Raw genomic sequence first — 17,969 nt, forward strand, 5'->3', positions numbered from 1 at the left:
GGGCCGCCGTTCCGGCCCCGCCGAGCGCTTCCCTCCCGCCGAGGCAGCGCCCCGGACCCTCACCGAGCACGCCCGTTCCCGAGCACGGAGAGCACACATGACATCCGCCGCTGAGCCCGCGGCACCGTACGCCGGGGCGCCTCGCCAACCCGACCACGGGCCCGATCAGGACGTCCCGCGCACCATCACCGCCCCCGCGACCCCGGGCGACCGGGTGTTCCGCGGCGTGCTGCGGCTGGCCGGCCTCTCGGTCTTCGCGATCATGGGACTGATCGCCTTCTTCCTGGTCCTGCGCGGCACCGACGCGCTGCGCGCGGTCGGCTGGTCCTTCCTGACCGAGCAGAAGTGGCAGACCGCCGCCCACAACTTCGGCATCGCCGCCGTCCTGCCCAACGGCCTGCTGATCGCGCTGATCGCGCTGGTCATCGCTGTCCCGGTGGCACTCGGCACCGCGATCTTCATCTCCGAGTACGCGCCGGTGCGCCTGCGCGCCGCGCTGATCTCGCTCGTCGACCTGATGGCGGCGATCCCCAGCATCGTCTACGGCCTGTGGGGCCTGTTCTTCCTCCAGCCGCGGATCATCGGCTTCGTCCGCTGGATGGCCAACCACCTGGGTGACGCCATTCCCTTCCTCAAGGTGCGCATCGGAGACATCGGCACCTCGTACACCTCCTCGACCTTCATCGCCGGCGTGGTGGTCTCCCTGATGATCATCCCGATCGTCGCCTCGCTCAGCCGGGAGGTCTTCTCCCAGGCCCCGCAGGGCGAGCGGGAGGGCGCGTACGCGCTGGGCTCCACCCGCTGGGGGATGATCCGCACCGTGGTCCTGCCGTTCGGCAAGGGCGGCGTCATCGGCGCGGTGATGCTGGGCTTCGGCCGCGCGATGGGCGAGACCATCGCCGTCGCGCTGATCATCTCGCCGAACTTCAAGGCCATCACCCACATCCTCGAGAACGGCGCCAACTCGATCTCCGCGCTGATCGCGCTGCGCTTCGGCGAGTCGGACTCGCTGTCGCTGTCCGCGCTGATGGCCGCCGGCCTGGTGCTGTTCGCGCTCACCCTGCTGGTCAACGTGCTGGCCGGGGTCGTCATCAACCGCTCGCGCTCCGGCGCCGCGACGGCGGACTGAGCATGACGAACCCTCGAACCGCCCACGGGGCACGCCGTCACCCGAACAGTGAAGGGACCATCCGATGACCACGCTCGACCTGCCGCCGGTCGCGGTGCCCGACCCCGCCGGCGAACCCGACCCCGCCGGCGAACCCGCGCCGCCCGGGCCCGCCGCCGGGGACCGGGGCCCCGAGAAGAAGCTCCGGATCGGTGGCGTCACCCGCGACGACGTGTTCACCGTGGCGGGCGCGGCGATCGGCTCGCTCGCACTGGACTGGGTGCTGTACGAGCGGGTGCTGCCGTTCAGCGGCGCCCTCGGCTTCCTGCTCTGCTGGTACCTGCTCTTCCTGGCCGGCTACTACGCGCTCGGCCGGCTCCAGTGGAACCCGATGATGGTGCGCGACAGGCTGGTCGCCGTGGTCACCTGGAGCTCCGGGCTGCTGGTGGTCGCGCTGATCGCCGACCAGATCGGCTACGTCGCCAGCCGGGGCTGGGAGGCGGCCCAGCACCTCAACTTCTTCACCGAGTCGATGGAGCACACCGGCCCGCTCGACCCGCTCACCTCCGGCGGCGCGCTCAACGCGATCGTCGGCTCGCTCGAACAGCTGGGCCTGGCCACGTTGTTCGCCGTTCCGCTGGGCATCGCGGCGGCCGTCTTCATGTCCGAGGTCGGCGGCCGGATGGCCCGCCCGGTGCGGACCCTGGTCGAGGCGATGACGGCGCTGCCGTCCATCGTGGCCGGCCTGTTCATCCTCGGCGTCGTGATCATCACCTTCGGCTTCGAGAAGAGCGGCTTCGCGGCCTCGCTCGCGCTCACCGTGATGATGATGCCGATCGTCACCCGCGCCGCCGAGGTGGTCATCCGGCTGGTGCCCGGCACCCTGCGGGAGGCCTCGTACGCGCTCGGCGGCAGCCAGTGGCGCACGGTGTGGAACGTGGTGCTGCCCACCGCCCGGCCCGGCCTGGTGACCGCGGTGGTGCTCGGCATGGCCCGCGGTGTCGGCGAGACCTCGCCGGTGCTGCTCACTTCCGGCTTCACCTCGCAGTTCAACGGCAACCCCTTCGACGGGCACCAGGTCTCGCTGCCGCTCTACATCTGGAACTACGTCAAGCAGCCGTACGACGGCATGGTCGCGCGCGGCTTCGCGGCCGGTCTGACGCTGATGGGCGTGGTGCTGATCCTCTTCGTCACCGCGCGCGTGATCGGCGGTCGCCGACCCGGGCAGCTGACCCGGGCGCAGAAGCGCATGATCGCCCGGGAGGCCCGCCGCCAGGAGGCGGCGGCGCTCGGTGCCATTGCCCGCCCCTACGCCCTCCACTCGCAGGCGAAGCACTGATGTCCAGCCCAACCACCCTCCGCCCTCTAGGAGTTCACATGATCCGGGAGGCCGCAAGGCGCTCCATGGCCCGGCTGCTGGCAGGAGCGATGTCCCTGTCGCTCGCCACGGCCTCCCTGCTGATCGGGCAGACCCCGGCCCACGCCGCCTCGGTCTCGCTGAGCGCGGACGGGTCCAGCTGGGCCGGTCCCGCCATCGACCAGTGGCGGCAGGACGTGTCCCCGCAGGGCATCCAGATCAACTTCAACCCGGTCGGCTCGGCGGCCGGCCGCACCCAGTGGGCGATCGGGCAGGACGACTTCACCGCCTCCGACGTGCCGTTCCGCTCCTCGCCGGACACCGGCCTCGGCCAGTCCGGCCACGCGAACGGCGGCGGCGAGCGGGAGAACCCGGTCTACGGCTACTCCTACGTGCCGATCACCGCGGGCGGCACCACCTTCATGTACAACCTGGTGGTCGGCGGCAAGCAGGTCCGTGACCTGCGGCTCTCCCCGCAGACCGTCGTGGACATCTTCACCGGCCGGATCACCAACTGGAACGACCCGAAGGTCACCGCCGACTACGGCAAGCAGCTGCCGAACCTGCAGATCACCCCGGTGATCCGCTCCGACGGCTCCGGCGCCACCGCGCAGTTCACCCGCTGGATGGAGCACACCCACAAGGACCAGTGGGAGGCCTACTGCAAGTCGGTCAACGGGGTGAGCTGCGGCGACTACACCGAGTTCTTCCCGCCCTCCGGCCGGATGGTCGCCCAGAACGGCTCCGACGTGGTGGCCGGCTACATCAAGTCCCCGGGCAACGTCGGCACCATCGGCTACGACGAGTACGCCTTCGCCAAGCGCAGCAACTGGCCGGTCGTGAAGGTGCTCAACCAGGCCGGCTACTACTCGCTGCCGACCGCCTCCAACGTCGCCGTCGCGCTCACCGCCGCCAGGATCCGCGGCGTGGACGACAGCACCGCGCCGGACGACCCGAACTACCTCCAGCAGAACCTCGACGGCGTCTACACCATGGACGACCCGCGGGCGTACCCGATCTCCAGCTACAGCTACCTGATCGTGCCGCGGGCCGGTGCGGCCAACCCGCCGCCGCCGCGCTTCAACAACGACAAGGGTTCCGCCCTCAGCCGCTTCCTCTCGTACGTGCTGTGCGAGGGCCAGGGCAAGGCGGACGACCTCGGCTACTCGCCGATCCCGCGCGGCCTCGTCAAGGGCGGTCTGCTCCAGACCAGGAACATCCCCGGCAACGCCAGCCCGGTAGACCCGAACACCCTCTCCAACTGCGCCAACCCGACCTTCAACTCGGCCGGGGAACTGACCGTCCTCAAGAACGCCCCGATGCCGAGCCCCTGCGACAAGGCCGGCAGCCCGCTGGACTGCACCGTGAAGAACGGCCAGCCGGTCAAGACCGGGTCGGACCCCGCCGGTTCCGGCGGCGCGGCCGGTGGTTCCGGTGGTGCGGCGGGCGGTTCCGGCGGCACCGGCGGCTCCGGGGACGGTTCCGCCGGGGGAACGGGCGGCACGGGCGGTGCCGGTGACGGCACGGCCGGCGGCGCGGGCGACCCGAACGCGGCCGGCGCAGACCCGAACGCGGCCGGCGCCGGCGACGGCACCGGGGACGTGATCGACCCGCAGACCGGCCAGGTGGTCGCCCGCGGCCGCGGCACCGGCGGCGGCGCCACCGAGGTGGCGGCCAACGTGGTCGAGATCAGCGGCAAGCCCGAGGACTGGATGCTGTCCTCCCTCACCGCGGTGGAACTGCTCGCCGTGGTGCTCGTCCCGCCGCTGCTCGGCCGCCGGCTGCTGCGCCGCCGCAAGAGCTCGGGCGGCACCTCGTGACCGCCCCGGTGCTGGAGAAGCCCGTCGTCCGGCCCGCGCCGGCGCCGCAGCCCGGGCCCGCGGCGCCCGCCGCCCCCACCCGGCCGGCCGTCTCCGCCGGACGGCGGCGCTTCCTCCAGGGCGCCTGGGCGGTCAGCCTGGCGGCCGCGCTGGTGCTCGGCTTCGTCGGGTTCCTGTTCACGCTCTCGAACGTCCAGCAGCGGCACTACCAGTCGACCGGGTACAAGACCTTCCGCGACCAGCTGGCCCGGGCGGTCGCCCCGACCGGTGCGGCCGCCGACGGCGCCCCGGTGGCGCTGCTGGACATCCCGGCGATCGGCCTGCACCAGGCCGTGGTGGTCGAGGGCACCACCGGCCGGGACCTGATGCGCGGCCCCGGCCACCGCCGGGACACCGCGCTGCCCGGCCAGCGCGGGGTCGCGGTGGTCTTCGGCCGAGGCGCCACCTTCGGGGCGCCGTTCGCCTCGCTGTCCAAGCTGCGGGTCGGCGACAAGATCGAAGCCACCACCGGCCAGGGCAAGTTCACCTACACCGTCAACGCGTACGGCGACGGCGACCACCCGATCGGCGACCCGGCCCGCAACCGGCTGGTGCTGGTCACCGGCGACTCCGACTGGATCCCAGGCTCCACCGTGCTGATCGGCGCCCGGCTGGACGGCGCCCCGGAGCAGAACCCCGGCGGCCGGCCCGCGACCGTCCCGTACGACAAGGCGCTGGCCGCGGACAAGGGTGCGCTGGCCACGCTCCAGCTGTGGTCGCTCGGCCTGCTCGGCGCGGTGGCCGGCGCCCTGGTGCTGGCCCGGTACTGGCGGCGCTCGGTCGCGTACCTCAGCCTCGCGCCGGTGGTCGGCGCGCTGCTCTGGGCGGTCTACGAGAACGCCGCCGCCCTGCTGCCCAACCTCTACTGACGCGCGCCCGGAGGACCGTTCCGATGACCGACGCACCACTGACCGACACTCCGGCGACCGATCCGGTCGCCGACACCATCACCCTCCCCCCGGTCGCCCCGTACACCGACGACCGGTACACCGGCGACCAGTACCAGGGGGACCAGTACCCCGACGGCGAGCCGCTGGCCGGGCTGGAGACCCGGGACGTCTCGGCCTGGTTCGGCAGCCGCAAGGTGCTGGAACGGGTCTCGCTGGCGATGCCGGCCGGCGAGGTCACCGCGCTGATCGGCCCGTCCGGCTGCGGCAAGTCCACCTACCTGCGGATCCTCAACCGGATGCACGAGATGGTGCGCGGCGCCGCCCTGGCCGGCGAGGTGCTGCTGGACGGCGACGACGTCTACCGGCCCGGACGGCGCCCCGCCGAGGTGCGGCGCCGGATCGGGATGGTGTTCCAGCGGCCCAACCCGTTCCCCGCGATGTCCATCCAGGACAACGTCTCCAGCGGGCTCAAGCTCGCCGGGATCAAGGTGTCCAAGGACGAGCGCCAGCACCTGGTGGAGACCAGCCTGCGCCGGGCCGGGCTCTGGGACGAGGTGTCCACCCGGCTGCACACCCCGGGCGGGGCGCTCTCCGGCGGGCAGCAGCAACGCCTGTGCATCGCACGGTCGTTGGCCGTCTCGCCGGACATCCTGCTGATGGACGAGCCGTGCTCCGCGCTCGACCCGACCTCCACCCGGCGGGTCGAGGAGACCATCGACGAACTGCGCGGGCGGCTGACGATCGTGATCGTCACCCACAACATGCAGCAGGCCCAGCGCGTCTCGCAGAGCTGCGCGTTCTTCCTGGCCACCCACGACACCCCGGGCCGGATCATCGAGGCCGGGCCGACCGAGCAGATCTTCGGCAGCCCGCGCGACCAGCGGACCTCGGACTACGTCAACGGCCGCTTCGGCTAGGACCGGACAGGGCCCAGCAGGCTCGGGGCGCGCTCGGGAGGCCCGGGCGCGCCCCGCGGGCGCTCAGGCCCGCTCGGGCGCGCCCTGGAGGCCGAGCAGCCGCTCCAGCACCGCCGCGACGCCGTCCTGCTCGTTGCTCACCGTGTGCCGCGGCACCGCCGCCAGCACCTGCGGGTGCGCGTTGGCGACGGCGTACGCGGTGCCGGCCCAGGCCAGCATCTCCAGGTCGTTCGGCATGTCGCCGAAGGCCACCACCTCGCTCCGGTCGATCCCGTGCCCGGCGCACCAGCGGGCCAGCGTGCTGGCCTTGGTGACGCCGGGCGCGCTGATCTCCAGCAGCGGGATCGCCGCGGAGCGGGTGATCTCGGCCAGGTGCCCGGCGGCCTCCCGGGCCTCGGCGAGGAATGTGTCCGGGTCGAGGTCCGGGTGCTTGGCCAGCAGTTTGAACAGGCCCCGGACCGGGCCGCCGGCGCCCAGCAGCTCCTCCGCCGGGCCGACGTGGTGCTCCAACTCGTCGCCGCCCCACATCGGCACCGCGTACCCGGCCTCGCGGGCCCAACCGTCCGGGTACTCGAAGGCGAACGCGGTGCCGGGCAGCTTGGCCCGCAGCGCCTCGACCACCGCCAGGGTGGTCTCCACCGGCAGCGGGAAGGTCTCCAGCAGCTCGCCGCGCCGCACGTCCACCACCGCGCCGCCGTTCGAGCAGATCGCCACGCCGTGGCCGCCGATGTGCGGGCTCACCTGCTGCATCCAGCGCGGCGGCCGCCCGGTCACGAACACCACCTGCACCCCGGCCGCCTCGGCCGCCGCCAGTGCCGCGGCGGTGCGGTCGGAGACGGTGCCGCCGGAGCAGAGCAGGGTGCCGTCCAGGTCGGTGGCGATGAGGCGGGGCGCGGTACGGGGTTCGGTCACCGGTCCATCTTCGCCCATCGGCGCCGCCCGGTCACCGGCGGCGGCCCGCGGCCGGCCCCCGTCCGCACCGTGATCAAGCCCTTCATGCGCCGTTTCCGGCCGATCCGCCCGCATCCGGGGTGCGGGCCTGGCCCCGGCGGGCAGGAAATCGCCACGGCCACCCCGTCGGCAGGAAGAGCCATGCCCACACGCCAGCTCCGCGACCAGCCGCCCCCGACCGCCCACCCCGACCCCCGTGCGGGGCGGGCCCCCGAAGCCTCGCGCGACCCGGTCCTGCTCGGCGACGTCCTCTTCCACACCCTCGCCGACCTCGCCCGCCGCACCGCCGCGCCCTCCCTCCCCACCCAGCGCACCCGCCCGCACCCGTAGGGCGGCCCGGTTCCGCCCGGTTCCGCACGGCTCCGCCCGGCGGCGCGGGCGGAGCCGGGCCCCCGTTCAGGAGGGGAGGCGGTTCAGTGCCGCGGTGGCGATGCCCTCGACGTAGCTCGGGGCGTCGGTGGGCCGGCCGGTGACTTCGAGGACGGCGACCCTGGTGCCGCTGCGCAGGACCGCGGCCCCGCCGCTGAAGACGCCGTCGCCGTTGTAGGCCGGGTACCAGTGGGCGGTGCCGCCGTTGACGGTCAGGGTGTGGGCCGCGCCGTAGTACCAGTGGCCGGCGGGCTCGTCCTGGCAGTCCTGGAGGAGCGCGACGAACTGCTGCTCCCAGGCGGCGGCCGTGGTCCCGGTGGGGGCGCTCGCGGCCGACTCGGTCAGTCGGCCGGTGGTGTCGAAGGTCCAGGTCACGGACGCGTACGCGGTGGCCTGGCCGTTGGTCTGGCTGCGCATCGTCTCCTCCCCGGAGCACGCGGACAGCCCTTGGCGCCCGGCCAGCTCGATGGTCGCGCCGGTCGGGTTCGGGCCCCGCCGGAAGTCCTCGCTCTGGACGAGGGCGGCGGACCCGAGTCCGGGCGCGGCGGCCGCGGCCGGGCGGGCGGCCGCCGTACGGTGCGTGGCCCCGTCGGCGGTGGCCGACTGGCTGCCGACGACACTGACCGCGATCAGTGCGGCGGCGCAGCAGGCCGCGGCGGCGACCCGGTTGCGGCGAACGGACTTCTGCTGGACTGCCCGGTTCTCGGTCATCTGGTCCCCCTGCTGGTCGGGACGCCTGCTGCGTCCTCGTACAACCGGGGAGATGCCGCCGCGGGAGGGAAAGTTGGAGCCCGGACCGGCTGTTTCACAGCTGTGACAGAGCGGTCCTGACGACGCGGTCCATCGCGGCCGTCCCCAGGCAGGCGCCGACCTCCAGCACCCCGTAGTGGTTGCCGCTGCGCAGCACGGCGATGCCGCCGCAGGGCTCCGTGCCCTCGGGTGCCCTGCCGGTGGTGTTGAGGGTGCCCTGGTACACGCCCATCCAGCTCGCGGTGACGTCCGGGGCGAGCCGGAGCGTCGTCGTCCTTCCGTAGACCCAGTGCCCTACCGGTTCCTCCTGGCAGGGCACCTGCTCCAGCAGCAGGCGCTGGGCGAAGTTCTCCGCCAGGGAAGGACTCTGGGTCTCGGCGGCGACCTCACGGGCGACCTGGTCGGCGTGGTCGAAGGCCTGCGTGGGGTCGTCCGGACCGGTGCGGGTGCCGGTCATCAGGCCGCGGAAGTGGGCGCCGGGCCCGCCCAGGGTCTGGGTGAGGGTCTTCTCGCCGGTGCAGGTCGGGTTGGCGTAGTTCCCGTCGCCGTACCGGTCGGTGACGTGGATCCGCCCGGTGTCGATGTCCGGGCCGAACGCCGCGGGGTCCAGCAGGTTCGCGGTCGTCACCAGCCCGGTCGCACCGGTCGGCGCGTCGGAGCCGGGGCCGGCGCCGGAGGCCGAGGACGCGGGTGTCGGGCCGGACACGCCGGGCGCCGCGGGAGCGGACGCGTCCTGGGACGCCCCGTCGACCGCGGCAGCCGACCGCGCGGCCGGGTGCGCGATGGCACCGGGGGGCGGCGGCAGGACGAACCGGCCGGTCGCCAGCCCGAGCGCGCCCGCCGCCACCAGGGCGACGACGGCGGACCGGGGACGGACGACGACCCGGCGGCCGCCCGCCGCGGGACCGCCGTTCACGGACCGGTGACCAGGCGCTCGCGCATGAAGCGGCGGGCCTGGTGGATGCGGTCCTTGACCGTGCCTAACGGGGCACCCAGCTCCTCGGCCACCTGGGCGTAGGTCAGGTCGCCCAGGTCGCGCAGCACGAAGGACTCCACCAGGGCGGGGTGCTGCCGCTCCAGCGCGGCCAGCGCCTCCATCAGGTCGAGCCTGGTCCCGGCGATGACGCTGGTGGTGCGCGGGTCCACGGGCTCGGGGAGGTCGGCGTGGCTGTCCTCGGCGCGCCGGCGCATCGAGCGGTAGGTGGACCGGGCGGCGTTCGAGGCGATCACCGTCACCCAGCCCAGGAAGGAGCCGCGGCCCCCGTACTCGCCCAGGTGCGTGCTGATGGACAGCAGCGCGTCCTGCGCCGCCTCCTCCGCGTCGGCGTGGTGGGGCAGGAAGCGCGAGCAGCGGCGCAGCACCACCGGCCGCAGCTTGGCCAGCAGGTACTCCACCGACCCCGGGTCCCCCGCCTGAGCGGCCGTCACGAGCCGTTCCAGCTCGCCGTCCTCGAACACCCGGATCCCCCCGTTCCGTCCCGCCCGGCATCCCACCGCCGAACGGAAGTTCCATACTCCCCCCGACTCCGGCAGAATGCTGCCACATGCGCAAGCTCGGCCGTTACCTCCTTCTGGAGCGGCTCGGGGCAGGCTCCTTCGCCACGGTCTGGAAGGCCTACGATCCGGAGCTCGACACCGAGGTCGCGGTGAAGGTGCTGGCCGAGAACTGGGCCGCCAACGCCGATGTGCGCGAGCGGTTCCTGGCGGAGGCGAGGCTGCTGCGCCGGATCGCCAGCCCGCGGGTGGTCCGGGTGCACGACGTCGGGGTGCAGGAGGACCGGCCCTACTTCGTCATGGACTACGTACGCGGCGGCACCCTCGCGGACCGGGTCGGGCAGTGCGAGCCGCAGGAGGCGCTGCGGCTGGCCGCGGAGGCGGGCTACGCGGTCCAGGTCCTGCACGAGGCGGGCGTGGTGCACCGCGACGTCAAGCCGTCCAACCTGCTGCTCGCCACCGACCCCGCGCCCGACGCGGTGCTGGTGGCGGATCTGGGCAGCGCGAAGCAGCTGGCCGACGCGTCCGGGCTGACGGTGACCACGGGCACGCCCGCGTACATGGCACCGGAACAGGCCTTCCAGACCGGTGGGTTCGACGGGAGGGCCGACGTCTACGCGCTGGCCGTCGTGACCTACGAGCTGCTGACCGGGCAGAAGCCGTTCGGCCCGGGCGGACGCGCCACCGCCCTGCTGACCGACCAGCCGACCGCCTCGACGCTGCCGGCGCTCCCGGCCGGGACGGAGCTCCCGCCGAACGTCGCCCTGCTGCTGCGGACCGCGATGTCCGTCGAGCCGGCGGACCGGCCGCCGACCGCCCGGGCCTTCGCGGACGCGCTGCTGGCTCCGGTCCCGCAGTCCCGGCCCCTGGAAGGCCCCGGGTGGCTGACCCCGCGCGCGGTCTGGCTGGCGTCGGGCACGGTGTTCACGGCGGCGGCCCTGCTGGGCTGGCTGCGGCGCTGAATCCGACAGGAAGCCGGTCCGCACCGGCGGTCGTGTCCCTAGAGAGGAATCCGGCCGCAAACGCGTGAAGGAGCCCGTCCTCTTCGCCGCAGACTGCGCCCTCAACCCGTCGACCGGGTCACCACCTTGCTCTACACCGACGGCATCTCCCGTCAATCTCCGCAGGGATAGCACCGCCCCCGTTGGCACCTCACCGAGCAGATGGTCGAGATCGGCACAGACCGTGGCAGCGCTGAATCATTAATCGATATTGCCACCAATACAATCCAATCATTAGGAAATTTGTTCCAATTTCAGACCCCACACTAGGCGGTTCCAGCTCCGGGATTCATCCCCCACTGGGCCGTGTATTATTTCCGCATGACCAGCCGACAGCTCTCACTGGGTGATGGCCTGACGCCGCCAGCGGAGATCACGATGACGCTCACCCTCGTCACGCCCGAGCTGGCAAAGGAGTGGTTCGAGCGCAACATCAAGAACAACCGCCCCATCTCCAACTCGAAAGTCAAGCAATGGCGGGCGGCGATTGACGAGGGTCGCTGGAAGCTGACGCATCAGGGAATTGCATTTGACCCCGACGGCAACCTGATTGACGGACAGCACCGCCTCGCGGCCATTGCTGCCGGCGATCGCCCGGTCTGGCTTCCGGTCTTCTGCGGCGTCCCGGCGGAATGTTTTGCTGTCCTAGATATCAACTACCATCGCAGCGCCGCAAACTCTCTCAGTATTGCCGGCCACAAGAACACGGCCACCCTTGCCGCCACCATTAAGCTCATCGCAGCTTATGATGCAAACAGTTTCTCATCTTCCAGTAGCAGCATGACCAACGAGGAGCACCTTGCGCTGGCCGAGAAGATGCCCGGCGTAGGGGAAGCTACTCACTTCGGCCTTCGCCTCTGGAAGGCGATCCGAATTACGCCATCTGCCGCCGCCGCAGCCGCCTACATCACTCGACGGGAACGTAGGGATCTCACAATTGGACAATGGGAGAGGTGGGAGGAGGGTCTTATCACGGGTGCGATGCTCCCCGGAAATGATCCTCGATTGAACCTGCGTGAGGCAATGAAGAAGAGAGCGATCGAAAGTATCGCCGCCAAGGCCGCCAGCGAGGCTGGCCGGGTAAAAATCCACGCGACCCGTGATATCGCCAAGGGGCAGATCGCCACCTATCTTCTGGCCTTCAACGCCTGGGTCGAGAACAGGAAGCCACGGTCCTTCGTCTGGAACCCGAGCGAGGATCCCATGCCAACCGTGACCTTGGCTCCGTTCGCCAGGCGAACTTAATCCTCGCCAGGGGTCATATGTTCCCCCGCCAGGCTGCGACGTCACGCGCAAGACACTTGCGGTCTCGATGAACCACGAAATCCGTGCCACTAGCCGAGGCGGCTATGTCGCCGCGTACGAGGCGGTAAAGCCCCAGCTGGATTCGCCGCTCGGCGGCGCCCTCCTGCTGCCCAATGCACCCGTTGCGCCACGCTCCAGGACGAACCATGGCTCGGGGCGGTCCCCACGCTGGTGGCAGCGGCCACGACCACAGAGCGACTCAGGACCGCACGCCGACGGCCTCGGTCAAGCCTCGTCCACCCGTCGTCACTTAACCCTTGGTAGCGACAAAACTTCAGAGAGATGTATGCATTACGCGCATGATATTGTGCGCTTGATGAAGATGTCGGCACCCTCGCTACTTCCGCTCTTCCGGTCCCAGCTGCAGGGAGACCTACTGGCGCTCGTCCTGCTGCACCCGGATCGCAGCTGGACACTCACCGCGCTTGCGGGGGAGTTGGAGTCCTCGCACACAGCTGTCCTCCGCGAGGTGGACCGACTGGTCGGCGCGGAGATCCTCTCGGAGGAGCGGGTCGGGCGAACCCGAGTCATCACAGCCAGGACCGACACTGTCCTGTACCGGCCGCTTTGCGACCTGTTGCTGGTGACGTACGGGCCGATGCCTCGCTTGAGTGCGCTCCTGTCCGATCTGGATGGCGTCGACGAGGCGTACATCTACGGTTCCTGGGCAGCCCGTCATAGCGGCGCGCCAGGACCGATCCCAGCGGACATCGACGTCTTGGTCATCGGACGACCCGATCCGGACGAACTCTTCGATCTCGCCGAGCGTGCATCTGGGGAGCTGCGCCGGGACGTCAACGTCCACCGTGTCACCCCGGAGGCGTGGACATCGCCGAGTGACGAACCATTCCTGACCTCGGTCCGCGAGCGACCGCTGGTCCGCCTGCAACTGCGCGAGGAGAGCCGCGAATGAGCCGCTGGGAGCAGGGCCGGGCATTCGTTGACGACCTGATCCATCGCAGGGAGGTCGAGAGGGTGCCGGCCTCGACGGAGAACGCGGAGGCGGAACTCGCCCAGGCCCGACAGCACTTGGCCTCTGCGCAGCTGCTACTCGACGTCGACCCGGTCGGCGCATACAGCCTTGCCTATGACGCTGCGCGCAAGGCGCTGGCGGCGGTCCTGGTGAACCAGGGACTTCGCGCCACGAGCAGGGGAGGCCATGTCACGGTCTACGAGACAGTGAAGGCCCAGCTGGACCCGCCGCTCGGAACCATCCTGCGACCGTTCAACCGCATGCGTGTCCGCCGGAACGAGAGCGAATACCGATCTGCCGAAGCTCCGCCGGTCACCCCCGAGGAGGTCAGGGGAGATCTGCCGAAAGCGCAGGCGATCATCGAGCTGGCGGAAAAGGCCATGCCGCACATGGGTCGCTACTGATCGTCGAAAGTTGGCGTCCACGCTTACAGATGATCGGGCTGGGGCGGTACTCGTCCAGGACGACATCGCACCCGAGATCAGCCACGCCCCGTCTGCCGAGTGAACGGGTACCAGGCAGGTGAGGAGGAATCCGCCCTTGGACACTCTGCGGAAGGCCGCCCGCCCGACGTTTGAGTACGTGCGGTACTCCAGGTCGTCGACCAGGTTCAGCAGGACAAGGGCATCCCCGTCCTTGCGCTGGACCTCGAAGATGCCTTCGACCGGGTCACGCCAACCGAGCAGCATCGCCCGATCGGCTTCGATCAGGTCCCGTCGCCCGGCGATGAACCGGTCCACCACGGTCGAACCGTCCGGCAGGCGGTACCGCAGGATGAAGTTGTCGATGATCCGGATCGCATCGCCTTCCTCCAACTGCCGCTGAGGCCCGGCGGCCTCCAGGAGGAGTGGCGTCAACCATCGGTCGAAGCGCGGCCCCTGGGCGAAGGAGACGAGTTCGCCCTTCAGTTCGGAGCTTCGCTCGATCAGGCCTCGCAACGACGCCTCGTCCTTGCTCCGTACAACAGCAGTCATGCGAGCCCTCCCGGTCCTGAAGGTTCCGACGCTCACTGCGCCCAGTAGTAGCGGTACGCTTCGACCCATTCCGCTCCGTCCGGAGCCGGGTCAGGCAGCGGAAGGTCCAGCAGCCCGATCACCTGCCGGAACCCTCCGCGGGTACACCGGGCGACGATCCTTCCGTCCCGCGACAGGTCGACGCCGCGCACGGTCACCTCGACGCCCAGCACCGAGGTGCTGAACGGCACCACCAGGTTCTCCTCGACTGTGGCGAACAGAGCCGACACCTGCTCGTGCTCGTCGTAGGTGTCGACCGTCGCCTCATCGACCAGCGCGGCCAGTTCTCGCCTGCTCAACGTGCCCATGGCGCCACGCTAACCGACCTGTCCGTGCCGACTTGCGGGCGGCCCGAGGCACTGCCGATTTTGCGCGTATCGTCACTGCATGCGACTGAGCACCGTGATCCTCCCCGTCCACCGGTGGAGCGAGGGGCAGAAGATCTGGCGGCGGGCCGAGGAGCTCGGCTTCCACACCGCCTACACCTACGACCACCTCTCCTGGCGGTCCTTCCAGGACGAGCCCTGGTTCGGCTCGCTGCCGACGCTGACGGCGGCCGCCTGCGCCACCGAGCGGCTGCGCCTCGGCACGCTCGTGACCTCGCCGAACTTCCGCCACCCGGTGACGCTGGCGAAGGAGTTGATCACGCTGGACGACGTGTCCGGTGGGCGGCTCACGCTGGGCATCGGGGCCGGCGGGACGGGCTTCGACGCGACGGCGCTGGGGCAGGAGGCGTGGTCGCCGCGGGAGCGGGCGGACCGGCTCGGCGAGTTCCTGCCGCTGCTGGACGAGCTGCTGACCAACGACGCCACGACCCGTGAGGGCACGTACTACTCGGCGGTCGAGGCCCGGAACATCCCCGGCTGCGTGCAGACCCCGCGGGTGCCGTTCTACGTCGCCGCGGCCGGTCCGCGCGGGCTGAAGCTGGCCGCCGAGTACGGGCAGGGCTGGGTGACGTACGGAGACCCGAAGGGGCCGGCGGACGTGCCGGTGGCGCAGGCGCCCGGCGTGGTCGCGCGGCAGATCGAGAAGCTGACGGAGGCCTGCGGGGCCGTCGGCCGGGACGCGGCCGAGTTGGAGAAGGTGCTGCTCCAGGGCTCGACCGCGGAGAAGCCGCTGGAGTCGGTGGGCGCCTTCGTGGACTGGGCCGGGACGTACCGGGAGCTGGGTGTCACGGAGTTGGTGATCCACTGGCCGATCCCCGACTCGATCTACGCGACCGACCTCGCCGTCTTCGAGGAGATCGCCACCGAGGGGCTCTCCCAGCTGGGTTGAGCCCTGCCGGGCGGGCCGGGCCGGGGCGGGGCGGGGCCGTTCCGGGGGGTGCTCCGGCGGGCGGCGTCGGCGGGGACCGCTAGGATCTGGGCGATTCCCCGGGGGGTGGTTCTGGAGTCGCGGACTTCCCACGCCCCGGCCGCGTGTGTCGAGTCCAAGATGAGGGACGGCATGACCAGAGACATATCCAAGGGCCGCCGGCTGCGCCGGTCCACCGCGGTCGCCCTGTCGGCGGTGACCGGGTTCGCCGCGGCGGGTCTCGTGGCCCCGGCGGCATCGGCCGCCCCCGCTCCGCAGGCCGATGCCGTCACGATCGGCGACGTGTCCTTCCAGAGCAAGCTGTCGCCCGCCGGGGGCACCGCGCCGGTGTCCTTCCCGGTGTCCGACGCGATCGCGATCTCCAAGGTCACGGTGACCGCGCACGGCCCGGCCGCCCAGGGCTGCGCGCCGACGGCCTCGGCCACGTTCCCGGACGGCACCCTGTCGACGTCGGTCTCGCTGAACCTGCCGTTCGCCGGGGCCGGCACCACCCAGGGCCCGAACGGCTCGCTGCCGACGGGCTGCCAGCCCGGCCTGTACGCGCTGGAGATCGCCGTCACCGACGCGAACGGCACCCACAGCTACGGTGCGGCCGGCACCCCGCTGGCCAAGCCGCTGGACATCTCGGTGGGCAGCGCGGGCACCTACGTGTCGATGGCTCCGCAGCGCCTGCTGGACACCCGCAACGGCACCACGCTCCGGGGCCGCGGCGTCACCACGCTCAAGGTCGCCGGCACCGCGGGCATCCCGGCCAACGCCGTCGCCGTGGTCATGAACGTCACCGCGGTCAACGCCGCGGACACCGGGTTCGTCACCGTCTACCCGGCCGGCCGGCCCGCCCCGATCACCTCCAACCTGAACCACACCGTGGGGCAGACCATCCCCAACGCGGTGACGGTCCAGCTCGGTGACGGCGGCGCGGTCCAGCTGCTCAACGGCTCGGACGGCAACCTCGACCTGGTCGCCGACGTCACCGGCTACTACGTCCCGGACACCACCGGGGCGGTCTACACCGGCTTCACCCCCAAGCGGGTGCTGGACACCCGGGCCACCCACGTGCCGGCCCGCGGCACGGTCACGGTGAACCTGTGCAGCCAGGCCCGGATCCCGTACGACGCGACGGCCGCCGCGCTCAACGTGACCGTCACCGACCCCCAGGGCGTCGGCTTCCTGACGGTCTACCCGCACGGCCAGGCGCTGCCGAACGCGTCGAGCCTCAACTTCACCACGGGGCAGACGATCTCCAACATGGCGATCGCCCGGCTCGGCACCGGCTGCCTGGTGGACGTCTTCAGCTCGGCGTTCGCGCCGGTCGACATCGTGGTCGACGCCTCGGGCTACTTCGTCCCGGACACCAGCGGCCAGACCACCGACGGCGTGCTGGTCACCGGCGCCCCCGAGCGCTCGTACGACAGCCGCACCACCAACCACCCGCTGCGCGGCGGCTACTCGCTGCTCGGCTGGGGTCTCAAGCCGCGCGACTGGGGCATCGGCTCGCTGCTGCTCAACGTGACGGTCACCGACCCGACGATGGACAGCTACGTCACCGTGTACCCCGACGGCGCCCCGGCGGACTCGGCCCCGACCGGTGTCGGGCTGCCGGACGCCTCGAACCTGAACTTCTCGGCGGGCCAGACCATCCCCAACATGGTCAACGCCACGGTGGGTGCCAACGGTTACGTGGACACCTTCAACCACGTCGGCAGCACCCACCTGGTGATCGACATGTTCGGCTACTACACCACCGGCGTCGGCGCGAAGGCCGCCGCGACCGCCAAGTCGGCCGCTCCGGCGCCGTCCGCCGCCGGGAGCACCCCGCTGGTGAACCCGCTGCGACTGCCGGTCGCCCCGGCGACGACCGCCGTCGGCCGTCCCTGATCCTCGCCTGCTCGACGGGTGCCATCCCCCGGGGTGGCACCCGTCGCCGTTTCCGGGCGGGCCGCCGCCGCGCCGCCGGTGCGATGTCGGGCGCGGACGCTAGTCTGTGCGCCGCACCAACGATCTGATCATGCGTCACCACGGGGGGTTCCTTCGTCATGCCTTCTTCCAGCTCCAGCAGACTTCTCGTCGCCGCCCTGGCCGCCACCGCCGCGTTCGGTCTGGCGGCCTGTGGACCGGACAACTCCTCGGACCAGGGCGCGGGAGGCGGGGCGGCCACCGTGACCACCGCCCCGGCGACCGGTGCCGCACCGGCGACGGCGGCCCCGACCGGGGCCGCGCCCACCGGCAAGCCGGCCGGGAAGTCCACCGCCAAGCCCGCGGACAAGCCGACCGCCAAGTCCTCGGACGAGCCGGAGGGCTTCTGCACCCACGATCCGGATCCCGCCGGGCAGAAGTGGGTGATCCCGGTGAAGGGCACCAGCGCGACGGCCCTGGTCTACAAGGACACCAAGGACGCCTGCGGCGTGAACGACGTCATCTTCGAGCCGGTCGGCGCGGACAGGAGCGCGCCGTTCGCGCCGACCGTCAAGATCCACCTGAACTCGGTGATGGTCCCGTCGAAGGACGTCAACGTGGCCGATCTGGTGAAGCACGTCAACGAGTGCATCGCCGATCCGGCGAGCACCAAGGGCGTCTACCCCTGCTCGGGCGGCGGCGACTACAGGATGACGGTCGACGCCTCCGGCAAGGTCACCGATCTGTGGGAGCGGCCGCACAGCTGACGGAT

At 71.5% G+C, this 17,969-nt stretch carries 18 protein-coding genes; 13 read left to right on the forward strand and 5 right to left on the reverse strand.

Annotated features, from left to right (window positions below; all coding sequences use genetic code 11):
* Positions 1–97 precede the first annotated feature (97 nt).
* From pstC to ACFRAR_RS02580, 5 genes are all read left to right on the forward strand, one after another.
* Positions 98–1,129, forward strand: coding sequence for a phosphate ABC transporter permease subunit PstC (gene pstC, locus ACFRAR_RS02560; protein ID WP_380693901.1), 1,032 nt, complete (start codon positions 98–100; stop codon positions 1,127–1,129).
* A 64-nt stretch (positions 1,130–1,193) separates the two neighbouring features.
* Positions 1,194–2,447 (forward strand): phosphate ABC transporter permease PstA, encoded by a 1,254-nt coding sequence (gene pstA / locus ACFRAR_RS02565; protein WP_380693903.1) that lies wholly within the window; start codon positions 1,194–1,196, stop codon positions 2,445–2,447.
* 38 nt (positions 2,448–2,485) lie between these two features.
* Positions 2,486–4,285: a phosphate ABC transporter substrate-binding protein PstS gene (locus tag ACFRAR_RS02570; RefSeq protein ID WP_380693906.1), complete on the forward strand. Its 1,800-nt coding sequence runs from the start codon at positions 2,486–2,488 to the stop codon at positions 4,283–4,285.
* Entirely contained in the window at positions 4,282–5,193 is a 912-nt protein-coding gene (locus ACFRAR_RS02575; protein WP_380693908.1) for a sortase, read from the forward strand. The genes ACFRAR_RS02570 and ACFRAR_RS02575 overlap by 4 nt, the downstream gene beginning before the upstream one ends.
* Before the next feature lie 23 nt (positions 5,194–5,216).
* The gene (locus tag ACFRAR_RS02580; protein ID WP_380693910.1) at positions 5,217–6,131 is read left to right on the forward strand and encodes a phosphate ABC transporter ATP-binding protein; all 915 of its coding nucleotides are present in this window, start codon (positions 5,217–5,219) and stop codon (positions 6,129–6,131) included.
* 63 nt (positions 6,132–6,194) lie between these two features.
* Here the strand turns inward: ACFRAR_RS02580 and ACFRAR_RS02585 are convergent, their stop codons facing one another.
* Positions 6,195–7,061: an HAD family hydrolase gene (locus ACFRAR_RS02585; RefSeq protein WP_380693912.1), complete on the reverse strand. Its 867-nt coding sequence runs from the start codon at positions 7,059–7,061 to the stop codon at positions 6,195–6,197.
* A 162-nt stretch (positions 7,062–7,223) separates the two neighbouring features.
* Here ACFRAR_RS02585 and ACFRAR_RS02590 point away from each other — a divergent pair, with 162 nt between their 5' ends.
* The gene (locus ACFRAR_RS02590) at positions 7,224–7,412 is read left to right on the forward strand and encodes a hypothetical protein (RefSeq protein WP_380693914.1); all 189 of its coding nucleotides are present in this window, start codon (positions 7,224–7,226) and stop codon (positions 7,410–7,412) included.
* 66 nt (positions 7,413–7,478) lie between these two features.
* Here ACFRAR_RS02590 and ACFRAR_RS02595 read toward each other — a convergent pair whose 3' ends face one another.
* The 3 genes from ACFRAR_RS02595 to ACFRAR_RS02605 all read right to left on the reverse strand — a co-directional run bounded on the left by ACFRAR_RS02595 (position 7,479) and on the right by ACFRAR_RS02605 (position 9,659).
* Positions 7,479–8,162, reverse strand: coding sequence for a hypothetical protein (locus ACFRAR_RS02595; RefSeq protein ID WP_380693916.1), 684 nt, complete (start codon positions 8,160–8,162; stop codon positions 7,479–7,481).
* Positions 8,163–8,256: 94 nt separating this feature from the next.
* Positions 8,257–9,117 carry a hypothetical protein gene (locus ACFRAR_RS02600; protein WP_380693918.1) on the reverse strand — a complete coding sequence of 287 codons (861 nt, stop codon included), beginning with the start codon at positions 9,115–9,117 and terminating at the stop codon, positions 8,257–8,259.
* Positions 9,114–9,659 (reverse strand): RNA polymerase sigma factor, encoded by a 546-nt coding sequence (locus ACFRAR_RS02605; protein WP_380693920.1) that lies wholly within the window; start codon positions 9,657–9,659, stop codon positions 9,114–9,116. Before ACFRAR_RS02605 ends, ACFRAR_RS02600 begins: the two co-directional genes overlap by 4 nt.
* Before the next feature lie 86 nt (positions 9,660–9,745).
* Between ACFRAR_RS02605 and ACFRAR_RS02610 the strand changes: the two genes are divergently transcribed.
* The 4 genes from ACFRAR_RS02610 to ACFRAR_RS02625 all read left to right on the forward strand — a co-directional run bounded on the left by ACFRAR_RS02610 (position 9,746) and on the right by ACFRAR_RS02625 (position 13,378).
* On the forward strand, positions 9,746–10,657 hold the full coding sequence (locus ACFRAR_RS02610) for a serine/threonine-protein kinase (RefSeq protein WP_380693923.1): 912 nt from the start codon (positions 9,746–9,748) through the stop codon (positions 10,655–10,657).
* A gap of 360 nt (positions 10,658–11,017) precedes the next feature.
* On the forward strand, positions 11,018–11,941 hold the full coding sequence (locus tag ACFRAR_RS02615; protein WP_380693926.1) for a hypothetical protein: 924 nt from the start codon (positions 11,018–11,020) through the stop codon (positions 11,939–11,941).
* A 376-nt stretch (positions 11,942–12,317) separates the two neighbouring features.
* The gene (locus tag ACFRAR_RS02620; protein WP_380693929.1) at positions 12,318–12,914 is read left to right on the forward strand and encodes an ArsR family transcriptional regulator; all 597 of its coding nucleotides are present in this window, start codon (positions 12,318–12,320) and stop codon (positions 12,912–12,914) included.
* Complete coding sequence (locus ACFRAR_RS02625) at positions 12,911–13,378, forward strand: HEPN domain-containing protein (RefSeq protein ID WP_380693931.1); 468 nt, start codon at positions 12,911–12,913, stop codon at positions 13,376–13,378. The genes ACFRAR_RS02620 and ACFRAR_RS02625 overlap by 4 nt, the downstream gene beginning before the upstream one ends.
* A gap of 602 nt (positions 13,379–13,980) precedes the next feature.
* Here ACFRAR_RS02625 and ACFRAR_RS02630 read toward each other — a convergent pair.
* Complete coding sequence (locus ACFRAR_RS02630) at positions 13,981–14,295, reverse strand: hypothetical protein (protein ID WP_380693933.1); 315 nt, start codon at positions 14,293–14,295, stop codon at positions 13,981–13,983.
* A gap of 79 nt (positions 14,296–14,374) precedes the next feature.
* Here ACFRAR_RS02630 and ACFRAR_RS02635 point away from each other — a divergent pair, with 79 nt between their 5' ends.
* The 3 genes from ACFRAR_RS02635 (at position 14,375) to ACFRAR_RS02645 (ending at position 17,964) form a co-directional block, all read left to right on the forward strand.
* A complete protein-coding gene (locus ACFRAR_RS02635; RefSeq protein WP_380693935.1) occupies positions 14,375–15,262 on the forward strand; it encodes an LLM class flavin-dependent oxidoreductase in 888 nt (295 codons plus the stop codon).
* A 171-nt stretch (positions 15,263–15,433) separates the two neighbouring features.
* On the forward strand, positions 15,434–17,179 hold the full coding sequence (locus tag ACFRAR_RS02640) for a hypothetical protein (RefSeq protein WP_380693937.1): 1,746 nt from the start codon (positions 15,434–15,436) through the stop codon (positions 17,177–17,179).
* A 158-nt stretch (positions 17,180–17,337) separates the two neighbouring features.
* Positions 17,338–17,964 carry a hypothetical protein gene (locus ACFRAR_RS02645; RefSeq protein WP_380693940.1) on the forward strand — a complete coding sequence of 209 codons (627 nt, stop codon included), beginning with the start codon at positions 17,338–17,340 and terminating at the stop codon, positions 17,962–17,964.
* Positions 17,965–17,969 lie beyond the last annotated feature (5 nt).

This window comes from Kitasatospora sp. NPDC056651 (assembly GCF_042792155.1).
In the GTDB taxonomy this organism is placed as follows: domain Bacteria; phylum Actinomycetota; class Actinomycetes; order Streptomycetales; family Streptomycetaceae; genus Kitasatospora.